Here is a 17,417-nt window from a genome sequence, read left to right as displayed (position 1 = left end):
TGAAGTCTACACCGCCCGCTACAACACACCCCGTCGACAAAAATTTCGCCAGACTTCCAGACCTTACAGTTTCAACGCTAAGCTTGGGCCATGGACGACTCGGATTTTTTACGCTTGCTGACCATTCAGGCGGAGCAAGCCAACACCTTTCTTTCCAATGCCCGCAAATGGGAGCGTGAGCGTTGGGTCTGCCAGCGCCTGTTGCAAGGGCTGAACATTGCCTATCGCGCCGAAGACTTCCACCCCGCCGGACAGGAACCGCCTGACGTGCTGTTTCGCGACGCCTGCTTCGAGGTGTTTTTTGTCCTCGACGAAGGCCGGCGGCTCAATGATGAGTGGCGCGAAGAGTTGCAGCGCCGACGCAGTGCCTTTTCCCTCAGCCAACTGGTACGCCGCGAGGCCAAGCCCAGGCGCATTCCCGCCTCCGAGCTACTGCAGCGGCTGGCCCCGACCCTGCGCAAAAAGGCCCATAACTACAAGGAGCGCGGACTGGACCTGGGCGAGCTGGACATCATCGCCTTCGCCAGCCTCAAGCGCGAAGTACTCGATCTCAACAGCCACTTCCCGCCGCCGACCGAATACCTGCGCCAGGGCTGGCGCTCGCTGTCGCTGGTGGGGCCGACCTTCGCCCGGGTGCTGTTCGCCCACCCCGACGCGCCGGACTTCCTGCGCGGCAACCTGGGGCGCAGCATCGTTTTCGACGTCGGCATCAGTTTGTAAGCCATGGCGTAATCACTGCACCAGTGATACAAAGCACCTTAGTGACGTCTACCTGACGAGGCTCCCATGACCAGCCGCCTGAACCCCGACGACCAGCAGCATGTCGATCAGTATCTGCAGCTCCCCCAGCACCAAGTCGAGCGCCGGCCATTTCGGCCGTGGATGCTCCTGGTGGTGGTGCTCGCCGTGGTCATCGGCCTGGGCCTGTTGAGCCGCTTCCTGAGTTACCTGGTGCTATGAGCTGCCTCGCGCTCGCCCGGATAACGCAGGCACAGATTTCCTTTAGCCTTGCGAGATATCCCCATGAACCATCGTATCGTGATCGTCGGCGGCGGCGCCGGCGGCCTGGAACTGGCGACCCGCCTGGGTAAGACCCTGGGCAAACGCGGCATCGCCAGCGTCATGCTGGTCGACGCGAACCTGACCCACATCTGGAAACCCCTGCTGCATGAAGTGGCGGCCGGCTCGCTGAATTCTTCGTCCGACGAACTCAACTATGTCGCCCAGGCAAAATGGAACCACTTCGAGTTCCAGCTGGGGCGCATGAGCGGGCTCGACCGTGAGCAGAAAAAAATCCAGCTGGCGGCTACCTACGACGAAAACGGCGTGGAGTTGCTGCCTGCCCGTGAACTGGGCTACGACTACCTGGTGATCGCGGTCGGCAGCACCACCAACGATTTCGGCACCGAGGGCGCGGCGCAGCACTGCCTGTTCCTCGACACCCGCAAACAGGCCGAGCGTTTCCACCAGCAATTGCTCAACCATTACCTGCGCGCCCATGCCGGGCAAACCGATGCGGTGGAGCAGATCAGCGTGGCGATTGTCGGCGCCGGCGCCACCGGCGTGGAACTGGCGGCCGAGCTGCATAACGCCGCCCACGAGCTGGCGGCCTATGGCCTGGATCGGATCAAGCCGGAAAACATGCACATCACCCTGATCGAGGCCGGCCCCCGGGTGTTGCCGGCCTTGCCGGAGCGCATCGGCGGGCCGGTGCACAAGACCCTGGAAAAACTCGGGGTGCGGGTCATGACCAATGCAGCCGTCAGTGAAGTGACCGCGGACAACCTGGTGACCGCCGACGGCCAGGTGATTGCCGCGAGCCTCAAGGTCTGGGCCGCGGGGATTCGCGCACCGGGTTTCCTCAAGGACATCGACGGCCTGGAAACCAACCGGATCAATCAGCTCCAGGTCTTGCCGACGCTGCAGACCACCCGCGACGAAAATATCTTTGCCTTCGGCGATTGCGCGGCCTGCCCGCAGCCGGGGAGTGACCGCAATGTGCCGCCACGGGCGCAGGCCGCCCATCAACAGGCGTCATTGCTGGCCAAGTCGCTGAAACTGCGTATCGAAGGCAAGACCTTGCCCGAGTATCGCTATACCGACTACGGCTCGCTGATTTCACTGTCGCGTTTTTCCGCCGTCGGCAACCTGATGGGTAACCTGACCGGCAGCGTGATGCTGGAAGGCTGGCTGGCGCGGATGTTCTATATATCGTTGTACCGGATGCACCAGATGGCGCTGTATGGCACCTTCCGCACCCTGATGCTGATGCTGGGCAGCCGGATCGGACGCGGGACGGATCCACGCTTGAAATTGCACTGATAGCGGGCTTGCCAGCGAAGCAGTCGTCCTTGCGGCCGCCAAAAGCTTCGCTGGCAAGCCAGGCGCCTACAAGACCAGCGTCCGAGCCCATCAAGAACACCGAGTAAAATACAGGCAAAAAAAAGCACCCTTGCGGGTGCTTTTTTTCTGAAGATGGTCGGGGTAAGGGGATTCGAACTCCTGACATCCTGCTCCCAAAGCAGGCGCGCTACCGGACTGCGCTATACCCCGGTAAAAAAAAGGCACCCGTTAAAGGCGCCTTCTGCGATCAGCGCTTTTGGCCTCTGATCTTAAGATTCAATCCCAGCGAACTGGTATCAAAAATGGTGGGTCGTGTGGGATTCGAACCTACGACCAATTGGTTAAAAGCCAACTGCTCTACCAACTGAGCTAACGACCCAAAAATGGTCGGGGTAAGGGGATTCGAACTCCTGACATCCTGCTCCCAAAGCAGGCGCGCTACCGGACTGCGCTATACCCCGATTTGAAATTGGCTCCGTGACCAGGACTCGAACCTGGGACCCAATGATTAACAGTCATTTGCTCTACCGACTGAGCTATCACGGAACTACATATTTCAAGTTACAACCTTTACCGCAGACTTCCATCGCTGAAAGCTTCCTCAACCAGGCTTTTGCATCGCTGCGTTCGCTTGTCTGAGGCGCGCTATTCTACAACTCTGGAAACCTCTGTCAACCCCCTAAATTGCTTTCAAGACAATGATTTGCAATCTTTTTTCCGAATTTCCCTTGTGGGAGAAATCCGAGGGGTGACGTACTGCGGGGCGCACTTTACAAGCCTTTGCCCCTGAGTTCAACGCCCTTTCGAAAAAAAGCCCTCAGAAATTGCAATACCCCTTTGCGGGAGCCGGCTTGCTGGCGATGGACGTCAACGATAACGCGGAGAATCCGGATCACCGCGCCGCGCCTGCGTTCATCGCCAGCAAGCCGGTCCTACAAGGGGATCGAGTACATCCCCAGGGACTCAGGCAAACACGATCTCGTCGTTGACCACCGTGGCCTTCACGCTGGTTCCCGGCAGGAACTGCCCCGACAGGATCAGTTGCGCCAACGGGTTCTCGATCCAGCGCTGGATCGCGCGCTTGAGCGGCCGCGCGCCATAGACCGGGTCGTAACCCACTGCGATCAGCTTGTCCAAGGCCTCGCCGCTCAGCTCCAGCTTCAGCTCGCGCTCCGCCAGACGACTGCGCAGGCGACCCAACTGGATCTCGGTAATGCCGGCGATCTGATCTCGCGCCAAGGGCTCGAAAATCACCACCTCGTCGATCCGGTTGACGAACTCCGGCCGGAAATGCGTACTCACCGCATCCATCACCGCAGCCCGCTGCGCCTCGCGATCCCCTACCAGCTCCTGGATCTGCGCCGAGCCCAGGTTGGAGGTCATCACGATCACCGTGTTGCGGAAATCCACGGTACGCCCGTGGCTATCGGTCAGGCGACCGTCTTCCAGCACTTGCAGCAAGATGTTGAACACGTCCGGGTGGGCCTTCTCGACCTCGTCCAGGAGGATCACCGAGTAAGGCTTGCGCCGCACGGCCTCGGTCAGGTAACCGCCTTCCTCATAGCCTACATAGCCTGGTGGCGCCCCGATCAGACGCGCCACGGAATGTTTCTCCATGAACTCCGACATATCGATGCGCACCATGGCCTCTTCGGTATCGAAAAGGAACTCGGCCAGCGCCTTGCACAGCTCGGTCTTGCCCACGCCGGTCGGGCCGAGGAACATGAAGGAGCCGCTCGGACGATTCGGGTCGGACAAGCCGGCCCGGGAACGCCGCACCGCATTGGCCACCGCCACCACCGCCTCGTTCTGGCCGATCACGCGCTGGTGCAGCAGGCTTTCCATTTTCAACAGCTTGTCGCGCTCGCCTTCGAGCATCTTGGACACCGGAATCCCGGTCCACTTCGACACGACTTCGGCGATTTCCTCTTCGGTGACCTTGCTGCGCAGCAACTGGTTCTCGCTCTTGCCGTGCTGGTCGACCATCTGCAGGCTGCGTTCCAGGTCCGGAATCACACCATATTGCAGTTCAGCCATGCGGTTGAGATCACCCTTGCGGCGCGCCGTCTCCAACTCCTGGCGCGACTGTTCGATTTTCTGCTGGATCTGCGCCGAACCCTGCACTTCGGCCTTTTCCGAGGTCCAGACCTCTTCCAGGTCGGCGTACTCGCGCTCCAGGCGGACAATTTCTTCCTGGAGTTTTTCCAGGCGTTTTTTTGCCGCCTCGTCGTCTTCTTTCTTCAAGGCCTGGGATTCGACCTTGAGCTGGATCAGACGCCGCTCCAGACGGTCCAGCACCTCCGGCTTGGAGTCGATCTCCATGCGGATACGGCTGGCGGCCTCGTCGATCAGGTCGATGGCCTTGTCCGGCAACTGGCGGTCGGTGATATAGCGATGACTGAGCTTGGCCGCCGCGATAATCGCACCGTCGGTGATCGCCACCTTGTGGTGCACTTCGTAACGTTCTTTCAGGCCGCGAAGGATGGCAATGGTGTCCTCTTCGCTCGGTTCATCCACCAGCACCTTCTGGAAGCGCCGCTCGAGAGCCGCGTCCTTCTCTATATATTGGCGATATTCATTGAGCGTGGTCGCCCCGACACAATGCAGCTCGCCACGGGCCAAGGCCGGCTTGAGCATGTTGCCCGCATCCATCGAGCCCTCGCCCTTGCCGGCGCCGACCATGGTATGCAGTTCGTCGATAAACAGAATGATCTGCCCTTCCTGCTTCGACAGCTCGTTGAGCAGCGACTTCAGGCGCTCTTCGAACTCGCCGCGGTATTTGGCGCCGGCAATCAGCGCGCCCATGTCCAGGGACAGCAGGCGCTTGCCCTTCAGGCCATCCGGCACCTCGCCATTGATGATGCGCTGGGCCAGGCCTTCGGCAATGGCGGTCTTGCCCACGCCGGGCTCGCCGATCAGCACCGGGTTGTTCTTGGTCCGCCGTTGCAGTACCTGGATGGTGCGACGGATCTCGTCGTCACGGCCGATCACCGGGTCGAGCTTGCCCTCTTCGGCACGCTTGGTCAGGTCGACGGTGTACTTGTCCAGGGCCTGGCGCGCGCCCTCGGCGTTGGGGTCATTGACCGCCTCGCCGCCGCGCAGGTTGTTGATGGCATTCTCCAGGGCCTTCTTGCTCACGCCCTGGCCGAGCAGCAACTTGCCCAGCTTGCTGTTCTCGTCCATGGCGGCGAGCAGCACCAGTTCGCTGGAGATGAACTGGTCGCCCTTCTGCTGGGCCAGGCGGTCGGCCTGGTTGAGCAGGCGCGCCAGATCCTGGGACATGTTCACGTCGCCGGTGGGATTCTGGATTTTCGGCAAGCGGTCGAGCTCTTTGCTCAATTCCTTGCGCAGGCTGTTGATGTCAAAGCCGACCTGCAACAGCAGAGGCTTGATCGAGCCGCCCTGCTGCTCCAGCAGCGCCTGCATCAAATGCGCGGGTTCGATGGCCGGATGATCGTGGCCGACCGCCAGGGATTGGGCGTCTGACAACGCCAACTGCAATTTGCTGGTTAAACGATCTATACGCATGAGTCACCTTCCTTTGGAGCAGGCCGGAGCAAAGGACGCACCTGAATAAAGAAACCTGCCAGATGCCCCAGTAGATGCGGCCTATTCTGAGAGATTCAAGCGTCACAAGCTTGACCAAGATCAGAAGAGTCTAGTCTTGCAGCCAGATCAGGGAGGCGAAGCGACCGGTACGCGGACTGCGCCGGTAGGAGAAAAAGCGCGGGTCGCTGACCGTACACAGCCCGCCGCCATGCACGGCGGTGACTCCGCATGCCGCCAGGCGCAAGCGCGCCAGGGTATAAATGTCGGCCATGAAGCGCCCGGCATTGACGCTGGGGACGAAGGCTTCGATTGTTTCAGGATGCGTAGCGAGAAAGGCTTCGCGCACTTCCGCGCCCACTTCGAAGGCCCCGGGACCGATGGCCGGGCCGAGCCAGACGAGAATTTGCGAGGCCGGCACATCCAACCGCTCGACCGTGGCTTCCAGCACCCCTGCGGCCAACCCGCGCCAACCGGCATGGGCGGCGGCCACACGGCGGCCGGCACGGTCGCAAAACAACACCGGCAGGCAATCGGCGGTCATCGAGGTACAGGCGATGCCCGGCGTGCTCGTCCAGCTAGCGTCGGCTTCGGCGCTCAGCGTCGGATCGGCCTCGACCACCCCGACACCGTGCACCTGGCGTAGCCAGGCGGGCTGAATGGCGAAGGTAGCGGTGAGGCGACGGCGATTTTCCGTGACGGCGAGCGGATCGTCGTCGACATGATCGCCGAGGTTGAGACTGTCGAACGGCGCCAGGCTGACGCCGCCCGCCCGCGTGGTCACGCAGGCCCTGACCCGATCCGGCGCGGGCCAGTCTGGGATCAGGAAATCACTCACCCGACGAACGCCTCGCGGTCCTGCTTGAGCAGCGTCAGCAACCAGACGAAATCGTCCGGCAGTGGCGATTCCCAGCTCATGCGCTTACCGCTGGTCGGATGATCCAACTCGAGGAAACGCGCATGCAGGGCCTGGCGCGGGAAGTTTTTCAGCGATTCGACCATGGTCACGCTGGCCGCCGGCGGAATACGGAAGCGACCGCCGTAGGCCGGATCGCCGACCAACGGGAAGTTGATGTGAGCCATGTGTACGCGAATCTGGTGGGTACGACCGGTTTCCAACTTGACCCGCACATGGGTATGGGAACGGAAGCGCTCCAGCACGCGATAGTGACTCACCGCCTGCTTGCCGCCTTCCATTACCGCCATGCGCTGGCGTTGCTGGCCGTGACGACCGATGGGCGCGTTGATCTTGCCGCCGGCAGTGACCACGCCGATCACGATGCACTCGTAGATCCGGCTGACGCTGCGGCTCTGCAATTGCGTGACCAGCTGCGTCTGGGCCTGGATGGTCTTGGCCACCACCATCAGACCGGTGGTGTCCTTGTCCAGGCGGTGCACGATGCCCGCGCGCGGCACATTGATAATGTCCGGCACGTGGTGCAACAAGGCGTTGAGCAGGGTGCCGTCGGCATGACCGGCGGCCGGATGGACCACCAGGCCCGCGGGCTTGTTGATCACCAGGATGTCGTCATCTTCATAGACGATATCGAGTTCGATGTCTTGGGCGATCCACTCACCCTGAGCTTCCTGCTCGGCAGTCAGTTCAAGAACAGCGCCACCGTGGACAATGTCGCGCGGGCGGATAACCGCGCCATCCACAGTCAGGCGGCCGTCCTTGATCCAGGCGGAAAGGCGCGAGCGTGAGTGCTCAGCGAAGAGTTGGGCGGCGACTTGATCGAGGCGTTGGCCGCCCAGTTCGGACGGCACCTCTGCGCGAAGTTCAATTTTATCGGACATGCTCGGACTAGGCGTCGGCACAGCCTTTGGTTTCGGCTGCGCGCTTGTGGTTAAATACGGCGTCTTTTGCCCCGAGGCTATCAACGGGGCACTCATCATAACAGGACGGCCCCGCCCAAGACAGCGGCCGTCATAGGGACGCAAGCCGCCATGCAAGTGAGACACCTGCTGCTGATCGCCATCCTCGCACTGACTGCTGCTTGCTCGTCGAAGGAAGTCGTCGACGAAAACTTGAGCGAAGTCGAGCTGTACCAGCAGGCGCAGGCCGACCTGGACAACCACAGCTATACCAGCGCCACCGCCAAGCTCAAGGCTCTGGAGTCGCGTTATCCGTTCGGTCGCTACGCCGACCAGGCCCAGCTCGAACTGATCTACGCCAACTACAAGAATGGCGAACCGGAGGCTGCCAAGTCGGCCGCCGAGCGTTTCATTCGCCTGCACCCGCAGCATCCGAACGTGGACTACGCCTACTACCTCAAGGGCCTGACCTCGTTCGACCAGGACGTCGGCCTGCTGGCGCGCTTCCTGCCGCTGGACATGACCAAGCGTGACCCGGGCGCGGCCCGCGACTCCTACAACGAGTTCGCCCAGCTCACCAGCCGCTACCCGAACAGCCGCTACGCGCCGGACGCCAAGCAGCGCATGATCTACCTGCGCAACCTGCTGGCGGCCTACGAGATCCACGTGGCCGACTACTACCTGACCCGTCAGGCTTATGTCGCCGCCGCCAACCGCGGGCGCTACGTGGTGGAAAACTTCCAGGAAACCCCTTCGGTCGGTGACGGCCTGGCGGTGATGGTCGAGTCCTACCAGCGTCTGCACCTGGACGAACTGGCGGCTTCGAGCCTCGAAGTGCTGAAAACCAACTACCCGACCCATCCATCGCTGGTGGACGGTCAATTCGTGCCACGGGTGGCCGAGAGCGACAACCGTTCGTGGATGAGCAAGGTCACCCTGGGCCTGATCGAATCCCGTCCACCGCTGCCGCCGGGCGAAACCCGCGCCAACCAGGACGTGGTCAAGCAGTTCCAGGACGCCAAGGATTCGATTCCGTCCGACCTGAAGCCTGAAGGCGATGCCGCCCAGGAAGAGCAGCACCAGGCCGAAGGCAACAACAGCAACCGCTCCTGGTTCAGCTACATGACCTTCGGCCTGTTCGACTGAGTCCACGAACACGCTCTCTATGGAGCTTGTCGGATCGCCGCAGCGCCCCTTGAAGCCAAAGCTTCGCGGGCAAGCTCCGCTCCCACATGACCGGCGACAAGCATCAGAAAAGAGCCTTTCGAGGCTCTTTTTTTTGCCTTCCTGACGCCCCCCATCAAATGCGCTGTGCGCCCGGCATGTCCTTGGCTAAACTGCCGGATCATTTGCCAATAAGCGGGTTGCCATGGTTCGCCTACTGTTCTGGATTGCACTGATTGCGGCCGCCGTGTGGTTCTGGCGCAAATTCAATCGGCCCACCGCCACCACCCGCCCGAACGACACGCTGGAAGCCGCGCCCATGGTCCGCTGCGCCCATTGCGGCGTGCACCTGCCCCGTGACCGTGCCCTGAACGTGGAACAGGCCTGGTATTGCAGCCAGGCCCACCTCGAGCAAGGCCCCGGTCCTCGTGAGCGCTGAGACCTTCAGTCTCGGCGGCGCCCAGGCCCAGCGCCTGCTCCGGCTTTATCACCTCTACCGCCTGAGTATCGGCATCGCCCTGGTGTTGCTGATCTCCAGCAAGATGGACGACAAGTTGCTGGCGCTGGCCGACGGCGAACTGTTTCGCACCGGCAGCTGGATCTACCTGATCCTGAATATCCTGGTGGTGGCCCTGCTGGAAAACCCCAGGCGCCAGGGCCAGGTCTTCATGCTGGCGTTGGCGGATGCGGTGATGCTGTCCGGCCTGTTCTATGCCGCCGGCGGCGCACCGAGCGGTCTCGGCAACCTGCTGATCGCCTCCGTGGCCATCAGCAACGTGCTGCTGCGCGGCCGTATCGGCTTTCTGATCGCCGCCGTCTCGGCCATCGGCATCATCTACCTGACCTTTTACCTGAGCTTCAGCCGACCGGCCGCCGCCAGCTATTACGTGCAGGCCGGCTTGCTGGGCATCTTGTGCTTCGCCGCCGCGGTACTGGTGCAGGGCCTGACCCGCCTGTTGGCGGTGAGCGAAAACCTTGCCGAACAACGCGCCAGCGACGTCACCAACCTGGAAGAGCTCAACGCCTTGATCCTGCAACGCATGCGCACCGGTATCCTGGTGCTCGACGAGCAGCATCGGGTGCAGTTGGCCAACCAGGGGGCGCTGACGCTGATGGGCGAGCAGGACCTGAGCGGTCATGTGATCGACGCTTACTCCGTGGAACTGGTCGAGCGCCTGCTGGTCTGGCAAAGCAACCCGAGCCTGCGCCCGCGCAGCCTGAAAATCCTCGGCGCCGGCCCCATCCTGCAACCCAGCTTCATCGCCCTGAAACGCGGCGAACACACCCAGACATTGGTGTTCCTCGAAGACCTGTCGCAGATCGCCCAGCAGGCACAGCAGCTCAAGCTCGCCGCCCTCGGGCGCCTGACCGCCGGGATTGCCCATGAGATCCGCAACCCGCTGGGCGCCATCAGTCATGCCGCCCAACTGCTACAGGAGTCGGAGCAGATGCCGGAGGCGGACCGCCGTCTCACGCAGATCATCCAGGATCAGTCCAAACGCATGAACCTGGTGATCGAGAACGTGCTCCAGCTGTCCCGGCGACGCCAGACGCAAACGCAATTGCTCGACCTCAACAAGTGGCTGCAGACCTTTGTCAACGAATGGCGCGAGCGCTCCCGCCCCAAACAGTGCCTGCACCTGCAGATCGACGACGCGTCCCTGCAAACCCGCGCCGATCCGCTGCAACTGACCCAGGTGCTGAACAACCTTCTGGAAAACGGCCTGCGCTACAGTGCCCAGTTGCATGAACTGGCACAGGTCTGGCTGACCTTGTCCGTGGACCCGAACAACGGGCTGCCGACCCTGGAAGTCGTGGATAACGGCCCCGGCGTCGCCGCCGAGCAACGCCAACACCTGTTCGAACCCTTCTTCACCACCGAGAGCCAGGGCACCGGCCTGGGCCTCTATCTGTCCCGCGAGCTATGCGAAAGCAACCAGGCGCGCCTAGACTACTCGGTACGCCAAGGCGGCAGTTGCTTTCGCATCACCTTCGCTCACGCACGTAAACAGAGTTGAACATGAGCCCACGGCAGAAGATCCTGATCGTCGACGATGAGCCGGATATCCGCGAACTCCTGGAGATAACCCTGGGCCGGATGAAACTCGACACCAGTAGCGCCCGCAACGTGGCCCAAGCCCGGGAAAAGCTGGCCCAGGAAAGTTTCGACCTGTGCCTGACCGACATGCGCCTGCCGGACGGTACCGGCCTTGAGCTGGTGCAGCATATCCAGCAACGTTATCCACAACTGCCGGTGGCGATGATCACCGCCTATGGCAGCCTCGACACCGCGATCAACGCCCTGAAATCCGGGGCCTTCGACTTCCTGACCAAGCCGGTGGACCTGGCACGCCTGCGCGAACTGGTCGCCAGCGCCCTGCGCTTGCCGAGCAGCGGCAGCAAGCAGCCATCCATCGACAGCCGGCTGCTGGGTGATTCGCTGCCCATGCGCGCCCTGCGCAAGCAGATCGACAAACTGGCCCGCAGCCAGGCGCCGGTGTATATCAGCGGTGAGTCGGGCAGCGGCAAGGAACTGGTGGCGCGGCTGATCCATGAACAGGGACCGCGCGCCGAACGGCCATTCGTGCCGGTGAACTGCGGGGCGATTCCGGCGGAACTGATGGAAAGCGAGTTTTTCGGCCATCGCAAAGGCAGTTTTACCGGCGCGGTGGAGGACAAGCCGGGGCTGTTCCAGGCGGCCAATGGCGGCACGCTGTTTCTCGATGAGGTCGCCGACCTGCCGCTGGCCATGCAGGTCAAGCTGCTGCGCGCCATCCAGGAAAAGGCCGTGCGCAGTGTCGGCGGCCAGCAGGAGGAAATCGTCGATGTGCGGATCCTCTGCGCGACCCACAAGGACCTGAACGCCGAGGTCAGTGCCGAACGCTTTCGCCAGGACCTCTACTATCGCTTGAATGTCATTGAATTACGGGTGCCATCCTTGCGCGAACGGCGCGACGATATCGAACCCCTGGCCACCAATGTCCTCAAGCGACTGGCCTCGGGCAGCGGCATGCCGGCGGCCCGTCTGCATCCACTGGCGCTGGATACGCTCAAGGGCTACCGCTTTCCCGGTAACGTGCGGGAATTGGAGAACATGCTCGAGCGGGCCTACACCCTGTGTGAGAACGAGCAGATCGAAGCCGGCGACCTGCGCCTGGCCGAGGGTGGCGGGAGCTGCGCGCAAATCGGGGAGCCGAGCCTGGCGCAGATCGACAATCTGGAGGACTACCTCGAAAGCGTGGAGCGCAAGCTGATTCTCCAGGCGTTGGAGGAAACCCGCTGGAACCGCACGGCGGCGGCCCAGCGTTTGAACCTGTCGTTTCGTTCAATGCGCTATCGACTCAAGAAGCTCGGGCTGGATTGAGCGCTCATTGACTGACACGGTCAATTGTAGGAGCAGTTTCAGATCCGGCCCTCGGCGGCATAAGGCGCCGGGTCGATGATCGGCGCACGCCCCAGCAACAGATCGGCAAACAGCTGGCAGGACGCCGGCGCCAGCACCAGACCGTTGCGATAATGCCCGCAATTCAGCCATAGCCCGTCGAACCCCGGCACCCGGCCAATATACGGAATGCCCTCGGGCGAGCCCGGTCGCAACCCCGCCCAGTGCCCGACCACCTCGGCCTGCGCCAACGCCGGAATCAACTCAACCGCCGAAGCCTTGAGGCTTTCCAGCGCCGACAACGTCGGCGTCTTGTCGAAACCTTCATGCTCCAGCGTGCTGCCCACCAGGATATGCCCGTCACGCCGGGGAATTGCATAACGGCCTTTCGCCAGGACCATGCTCGAGAGGAAATCCGCCGCGCACTTGTAGAGGATCATCTGGCCCTTGACCGGCTCCACCGGCAGCGCCAGCCCCAGGCTGCCCAACAGCTCGCCGCTCCAGGCGCCCGCCGAGAGCACCACCTGATCGGCGCGCAGCTCACCCGTTGCCGTGCGCACGCCGACCACGCGCTCGCCGTCACGGAGAAACCCGGCGACTTCGCACTGTTCGCGAATCGTCACATTGGGCAAGGCCTGCAAGGCCGTCTTGAGGGACTTCACCAGACGCGGATTACGCACATTGGCGACATCGGCCATGTAGATGGCCCGGGAATAGCCGTCACCCATCACCGGCACCGCGTCGTGCACCGCCGAGATATCCACCGCGCTCAGGGGACGCCGTTCACGTTCGGCCCAGGCCAGGGCCTCGGCTTCGTCATCCAGGTCGAGCCAGTACAGGCCGGTGGTATGAACCTCGGGATCGACACCGGTGGCGGCGAACAAGCGCTCGCCCAGCTGTGGATAAAAGTCCTGGGACCAATGGGCCAGGGCCGTGACCGCCGGACTGTAACGCCAGGGGTACAACGGGGAAACGATACCGCCACCGGCCCAGGAAGACTCCTGGCCAAGGCCGGAGCGATCGAGCAGCGTCACCTGCCCGACCTCGGCAGCCAGATTGAAGGCGGTCAGCAGGCCAATCACACCGCCGCCGATGATTACCACGTGTTGTTGCGTTGCCATCGAGTCATCCAACAGAAAAAGAAGCCGGCGCGGGGTGCGCCCTGGAAAGCGGCGCTCAGCGCCCCCAGCAATCTTTGCTCGTCAACCCCGCGGTTGCCCCTGGATTGGTGAGCGCGCCGGTATTAGTGATGGTGAAACCACCGCACTTGTCACCGACCATCATCGACCCGGCCACCGCCGTCGCCGCCAGGGTGAAATCCTGGGCATTCAAGGTCGCGGCAATTGTGTAATAGGCATTGCCGGCACTGACCGTCGGCACAGTCGGCGCTGTTCCCGAGTAGGTACCGTTCTTCGAGTAGAACCGCTCGAGGTTCTGGGTCTGCTCGGACAACAGCCCGGCAATCTCCGAACGGTGCGTGCGCTTCACATACTCGCTGTAGCTGGGATAAGCCACCGCCGCCAGGATAGCGACAATGGCGACCACGATCATGAGCTCGATCAAGGTGAAGCCTTTCGAGACTGTTTGCATACGCTGCCTTCCCTATTGGATTTGTCGCCACATGATTCGCCGACTGCCACCGCCACCCTTTTCCGCCATGGAGGTAGTACCACCACTGGAGTCACTGAAAATCTTGGCGGTGGATTGGTTGAGGATACTCGTCAGGTTCGGAATACCGACAGAAAAAATAAACCCGCTGGATTGCAGATCGTTGGCATCGACCACACCACTGCCATTGGTATCCAGTACCGGATAGCTGAGCATCTTGCCGGTAAACGCATCCAGCTCCACCACCTTGCCCGTACCGAAGCTGACGCAAGGGTCGGTGGTATCCACCGCGGCGGTGGTGAAAATGATCCGACCGAGGGTGATCTGCGCCGGGTAGATCACTCGCTCGCCGGCCGCGACGTTGTTGTAGATCAGCGGCAGGTACCAGCCCTTTTGCGTCGGATAGGTCACGGCATTGGTACTGGTGGTGAAGAACTGGATGTTGTTGGAGGTGAACAGCCCGGTAATCGACTGGGCTTGCAAGTTACTGACCGTCAATTGCCCGGTGCTACCGCCGGCATCCCAGACGGCATAGAAGCCTTGCACGGCCTTGCTCAGCTTGTCCGCGGTCTCGTTGAACTTGCCGGTACCAAAAAACACCATAGTGCCACCCGCCGGGTTGGCCGCCAGCAGCGGCTGTGCGGTAATCGGCTGGTTGGTGGTGCCCGGCGCCGTGAACAGCGGGCTGCCGGCAAAGGCCAGGCCCCAGCCGGAGGGCGATGTGGCACTCAAGTCGAATTTCCACATATTCCCCTTGAGATCGCCACCGTAGGCGGCCTGCACCACGTTTTGCGCGTTCACGGTCAACTTCACCGAGGACAGGCCGTTGGTGGTGTCACTGGTGTTGACCACTATCTTGCTGATCAGCGAACCGTCGCGAATATCCACGACATACAAAGCCGCCACCCCGGAGTTGCTGCCATAGCCATTGGCGATGAACGCCGCCCAGCGGCCATCGGAAAGCTTCGCCACTTCGGGTTTGGCATAGGCGTACCCCAGGTCATTGAAGGCGTTTCCGGTGTTAGGCGTATCCGGAGCACGCATTTCCCAAAGGGCGTTGTACACGTTGCCGGCCGACGCATCGAACAGCTGGACCGCGTAGAAGGCCTTGCCTCCGGCCCCGACGCCGCCCAGGGCCACGGTCTTCCAGGCACTGTTGCTGAACTGGGCATCGTAGACACCCACCTGACCGTCATTGAGAAATTTGTGCCCGGTGCCGCTGACATAAGCCGGGTCCGAAATGAAGTGCAGCGAAGGCAGCACGCTGGAAGGCATATAGGCATAGAGCCGGGTGCCCTTGGTCGCGTCGATGACACTGAAGAAGCCGTCATTGGCATTGACCACCAGACTGCTGTTCATCCCCGTGGCCTTGGTTGCCAGGTAGTTGGTATAGCTGCTGTCACCCACCAGATCGGAGGCGGTCTGCGCGGTTGGCAGCGCCACCACCACCGGCGAGTTGATGATATCGCCGAGCAACACGGTACGCACCTTCAAACCCGTCTTGTTGGTGCCTTTGCTCCACTCCACCAGATCGGTGCCGAGGATGCCCGTGGGCAGGTTCAGGTTGAGAGTGGCCTGCTGCGTTGTGGAAAAACCGGTGAATGCCAGGCTGATCGCTGCGTTGCTGGTGGTATTCCAGGATTGATACAGCGGCGGGGTAGCCCCCGGAAGGATAGTGCTGTCGGTCGTCCAGTTGACCGCCGCGAGATTGACCGTGCCATTGGTATTGAGGCCATAGGACTTGATCGTGCCGCGCCAGTCCTTGGGGTCGTAGGCGCCCTGGAAATAACTGGTCGCGGTTCCGGCGCTCGCCGAATTGGACGCCCCGCCGCCACCGGAACCGGCCTTGGACGTGATGTCGCTGAAAGCGGACGAAAGCGCCGTACTCAAGCCGGCCTTGTCGATGGCCTGGTAGGACTTGCCATGACCATAGTTGGCCGCGTTGGCGAGCATCTGATTATTGGCCGTCAGCCCCACGGTGTAGGTAAACATGTTCTGCTTGAGAAAGTCGGGGCTGTCCCAGCTTTTCCCGGCCGCATCGTTACCCGCCGAACGCATATCGATGTCATAGGCAAACTTGGCGATATCGTCCAGGTACAGGGTGTCTCCCTCATTGTCGCCATTGGGGTTATTGCCATCGACGACGCCGTCCCAATTGGGCAATGAGGGAGGCCCGCCCTGCGCCTGGGGATCGTTTGTCGGGAAGGTGCGGTCGTAGGTCGGCAGACCATCGGTGATCACCACGCCGTAGTTTTTCTGGCAACGATACTGGATCGGACTGGTATAGGTACTGGGCGATGAATTGTAATACGGTGTCATGCCGCGGAAGTAGCGGGTGATTTCATAGTAGGTTTCGGCGAGGGGCGTGTTGGCAATCGAGCTCAACCCGGAGATGGAGGACAACAGGTTGTTGTAGTTCGTATCGGCCTGGGCCTGCGTCACTGTGCCGCTGACCGGCGACAGATCGCTGATCGCGCGAACGATATAGCCGCCGGGACCCGGGTCGTAGTAACTCGGCGGGTTGAAGGTCGCCAGACCGATACGCAGGTTGCGGTTGTTGGTCACCAACGACGAGGCCACGCTGCGCGCAACGTTGATCCGGTAATCGGTGGGAATCGTCCCGTCGGTGTAATCCTTTTGCAGGGACGTCATCCGGCTGATCAGATAGTAAAGATACTTGTTGGAAATCCGCGTATTGCCGCCCCCCAGCGGGTCCGGCAACTTCAGGCAGTAAACACTCGCGTTTCTGCTGGTCGACAAGGTGAAACCACTGTAACCGGACGGGCAACTTCCCGGATACAGATTGCCGATAAACTGGTTGTCACTGGTCATGTCCAGTGTTTGCAGGCTGCCGCAATTGGAATAGGAATAGCAGTTGTAGACCTGCTGCGGGACCTTCGTCTGATCGAAACCCGTGGCCCAGATCAGGTTGTCCATGCTGCCGGAGTCGTCCACCAGCAGCATCACGTTCGGGGCCACCGCCGCCGCGCTCAACAGCGGTGAGTCCGAAGGCGTGAACGCATACACCGGCGCCGCCAGATAAAGCCCCAGCAAGGCGCCGACAAACCGCCGCGACCAGGCTGAAAAACGGCTTTCGCGGGCCTTAATACTTGGCATAGACACTCTCCACAATTGACCGCGAATTGCCGTTGATGGCCACTGCCGTCACGCGGTACAGGGTCGCCGAGGTATTGCTTGGCACGTTGACCGCCGCCATCGTGGTACCGAGGTTCTGCACACCGTAGAAACCGCTGCCGGCCGCGATCCAGGTCACCCCCGAGGTGCCATTGGTCCCGGCGGCCGATACCGTGGCGGACTCCGCCGGCGGCGCACAGGTGACGTTGGTGGTACACACCGCCAGGACGTAGGTACTTTGCTCCACCGCGCTTTCACCGGTGCGCAGCGCCGCCTCGGCAGTCTGGAACGAGGTGTTGCGAAAGGTCACGCTCCCGGCCATCTTTTCCTGCATCGTCGCGTTGCGCATGGAGGAAATGCCGATCAGGGTCAGCAGCAACAGGAAAATCAGGCTGATCAACAATGCCATGCCGCGCTGTGAGCC

14 protein-coding genes and 4 tRNA genes are annotated in these 17,417 nt (G+C 61.8%); 7 read left to right on the top strand and 11 right to left on the bottom strand.

From position 1 onward, the window contains the following. Nucleotides 1–90: 90 nt before the first annotated feature. From M5B99_RS14715 to M5B99_RS14705, 3 genes are all read left to right on the top strand, one after another. The gene (locus M5B99_RS14715) at nucleotides 91–720 is read left to right on the top strand and encodes a DUF1780 domain-containing protein (RefSeq protein WP_248804685.1); all 630 of its coding nucleotides are present in this window, start codon (nucleotides 91–93) and stop codon (nucleotides 718–720) included. Nucleotides 721–786: 66 nt separating this feature from the next. Beyond that, complete coding sequence (locus M5B99_RS14710) at nucleotides 787–960, top strand: DUF3094 family protein (RefSeq protein ID WP_100941192.1); 174 nt, start codon at nucleotides 787–789, stop codon at nucleotides 958–960. 63 nt (nucleotides 961–1,023) lie between these two features. Beyond that, complete coding sequence (locus M5B99_RS14705; RefSeq protein ID WP_248798754.1) at nucleotides 1,024–2,322, top strand: NAD(P)/FAD-dependent oxidoreductase; 1,299 nt, start codon at nucleotides 1,024–1,026, stop codon at nucleotides 2,320–2,322. Nucleotides 2,323–2,476: 154 nt separating this feature from the next. On the opposite strand, the gene M5B99_RS14700 is transcribed toward M5B99_RS14705, so the two are convergent. The 7 genes from M5B99_RS14700 to rluD all read right to left on the bottom strand — a co-directional run bounded on the left by M5B99_RS14700 (nucleotide 2,477) and on the right by rluD (nucleotide 7,686). Beyond that, nucleotides 2,477–2,553, bottom strand: a tRNA-Pro gene (locus M5B99_RS14700). 93 nt (nucleotides 2,554–2,646) lie between these two features. Continuing rightward, nucleotides 2,647–2,722 (bottom strand) — tRNA-Lys (locus tag M5B99_RS14695). A gap of 5 nt (nucleotides 2,723–2,727) precedes the next feature. After that, nucleotides 2,728–2,804: transfer RNA gene (locus M5B99_RS14690), tRNA-Pro, on the bottom strand. A gap of 9 nt (nucleotides 2,805–2,813) precedes the next feature. Next, nucleotides 2,814–2,889 (bottom strand) — tRNA-Asn (locus M5B99_RS14685). Between the two features lie 417 nt (nucleotides 2,890–3,306). Continuing rightward, on the bottom strand, nucleotides 3,307–5,871 hold the full coding sequence (clpB, locus tag M5B99_RS14680) for an ATP-dependent chaperone ClpB (RefSeq protein WP_248804684.1): 2,565 nt from the start codon (nucleotides 5,869–5,871) through the stop codon (nucleotides 3,307–3,309). A gap of 130 nt (nucleotides 5,872–6,001) precedes the next feature. After that, the gene (gene pgeF / locus M5B99_RS14675; protein WP_248804683.1) at nucleotides 6,002–6,727 is read right to left on the bottom strand and encodes a peptidoglycan editing factor PgeF; all 726 of its coding nucleotides are present in this window, start codon (nucleotides 6,725–6,727) and stop codon (nucleotides 6,002–6,004) included. Continuing rightward, a complete protein-coding gene (gene rluD, locus M5B99_RS14670; RefSeq protein WP_248799487.1) occupies nucleotides 6,724–7,686 on the bottom strand; it encodes a 23S rRNA pseudouridine(1911/1915/1917) synthase RluD in 963 nt (320 codons plus the stop codon). Before rluD ends, pgeF begins: the two co-directional genes overlap by 4 nt. 150 nt (nucleotides 7,687–7,836) lie before the next feature. Here rluD and M5B99_RS14665 point away from each other — a divergent pair, with 150 nt between their 5' ends. From M5B99_RS14665 to M5B99_RS14650, 4 genes are all read left to right on the top strand, one after another. Next, the gene (locus M5B99_RS14665; protein WP_248804682.1) at nucleotides 7,837–8,850 is read left to right on the top strand and encodes an outer membrane protein assembly factor BamD; all 1,014 of its coding nucleotides are present in this window, start codon (nucleotides 7,837–7,839) and stop codon (nucleotides 8,848–8,850) included. Nucleotides 8,851–9,073: 223 nt separating this feature from the next. After that, nucleotides 9,074–9,307: a PP0621 family protein gene (locus M5B99_RS14660; protein WP_248804680.1), complete on the top strand. Its 234-nt coding sequence runs from the start codon at nucleotides 9,074–9,076 to the stop codon at nucleotides 9,305–9,307. Continuing rightward, a complete protein-coding gene (locus M5B99_RS14655) occupies nucleotides 9,297–10,886 on the top strand; it encodes a sensor histidine kinase (protein ID WP_248804679.1) in 1,590 nt (529 codons plus the stop codon). Before M5B99_RS14660 ends, M5B99_RS14655 begins: the two co-directional genes overlap by 11 nt. Before the next feature lie 2 nt (nucleotides 10,887–10,888). Next, a complete protein-coding gene (locus M5B99_RS14650; RefSeq protein ID WP_248804678.1) occupies nucleotides 10,889–12,232 on the top strand; it encodes a sigma-54-dependent transcriptional regulator in 1,344 nt (447 codons plus the stop codon). A gap of 38 nt (nucleotides 12,233–12,270) precedes the next feature. On the opposite strand, the gene thiO is transcribed toward M5B99_RS14650, so the two are convergent. Genes thiO through M5B99_RS14630 form a run of 4 tightly spaced genes read right to left on the bottom strand, consistent with a single transcriptional unit; the run spans nucleotide 12,271 to nucleotide 17,402 of the window. Beyond that, entirely contained in the window at nucleotides 12,271–13,371 is a 1,101-nt protein-coding gene (thiO, locus tag M5B99_RS14645; protein WP_248804677.1) for a glycine oxidase ThiO, read from the bottom strand. A 55-nt stretch (nucleotides 13,372–13,426) separates the two neighbouring features. Next, nucleotides 13,427–13,840, bottom strand: a complete 414-nt coding sequence (locus M5B99_RS14640) for a type IV pilin protein (protein WP_248804676.1) — start codon at nucleotides 13,838–13,840, stop codon at nucleotides 13,427–13,429. A 12-nt stretch (nucleotides 13,841–13,852) separates the two neighbouring features. Then, nucleotides 13,853–16,975 (bottom strand): pilus assembly protein, encoded by a 3,123-nt coding sequence (locus tag M5B99_RS14635; protein ID WP_248804675.1) that lies wholly within the window; start codon nucleotides 16,973–16,975, stop codon nucleotides 13,853–13,855. Then, a complete protein-coding gene (locus tag M5B99_RS14630; protein ID WP_412548734.1) occupies nucleotides 16,962–17,402 on the bottom strand; it encodes a PilX N-terminal domain-containing pilus assembly protein in 441 nt (146 codons plus the stop codon). Before M5B99_RS14630 ends, M5B99_RS14635 begins: the two co-directional genes overlap by 14 nt. Nucleotides 17,403–17,417 lie beyond the last annotated feature (15 nt).

The organism is Pseudomonas sp. MWU13-2100 (assembly GCF_023242365.1).
Classification (GTDB): Bacteria; Pseudomonadota; Gammaproteobacteria; order Pseudomonadales; family Pseudomonadaceae; genus Aquipseudomonas.
The sequence above is the reverse complement of the archived record's forward strand: the minus strand, read 5'-3'. Positions and strand labels throughout refer to the sequence as shown.

What these genes read in the sequence shown, in the direction of transcription:
- M5B99_RS14715 (WP_248804685.1), top strand. Translation starts at nt 91, where the DNA reads ATGGACGACTCGGATTTTTTACGCTTGCTGACCATTCAGGCGGAGCAA.
- M5B99_RS14710 (WP_100941192.1), top strand. Translation starts at nt 787, where the DNA reads ATGACCAGCCGCCTGAACCCCGACGACCAGCAGCATGTCGATCAGTAT.
- M5B99_RS14705 (WP_248798754.1), top strand. Translation starts at nt 1,024, where the DNA reads ATGAACCATCGTATCGTGATCGTCGGCGGCGGCGCCGGCGGCCTGGAA.
- clpB (WP_248804684.1), bottom strand. Translation starts at nt 5,871, where the DNA reads ATGCGTATAGATCGTTTAACCAGCAAATTGCAGTTGGCGTTGTCAGAC.
- rluD (WP_248799487.1), bottom strand. Translation starts at nt 7,686, where the DNA reads ATGTCCGATAAAATTGAACTTCGCGCAGAGGTGCCGTCCGAACTGGGC.
- M5B99_RS14665 (WP_248804682.1), top strand. Translation starts at nt 7,837, where the DNA reads ATGCAAGTGAGACACCTGCTGCTGATCGCCATCCTCGCACTGACTGCT.
- M5B99_RS14660 (WP_248804680.1), top strand. Translation starts at nt 9,074, where the DNA reads ATGGTTCGCCTACTGTTCTGGATTGCACTGATTGCGGCCGCCGTGTGG.
- M5B99_RS14650 (WP_248804678.1), top strand. Translation starts at nt 10,889, where the DNA reads ATGAGCCCACGGCAGAAGATCCTGATCGTCGACGATGAGCCGGATATC.
- thiO (WP_248804677.1), bottom strand. Translation starts at nt 13,371, where the DNA reads ATGGCAACGCAACAACACGTGGTAATCATCGGCGGCGGTGTGATTGGC.
- M5B99_RS14640 (WP_248804676.1), bottom strand. Translation starts at nt 13,840, where the DNA reads ATGCAAACAGTCTCGAAAGGCTTCACCTTGATCGAGCTCATGATCGTG.
- M5B99_RS14635 (WP_248804675.1), bottom strand. Translation starts at nt 16,975, where the DNA reads ATGCCAAGTATTAAGGCCCGCGAAAGCCGTTTTTCAGCCTGGTCGCGG.
- M5B99_RS14630 (WP_412548734.1), bottom strand. Translation starts at nt 17,402, where the DNA reads ATGGCATTGTTGATCAGCCTGATTTTCCTGTTGCTGCTGACCCTGATC.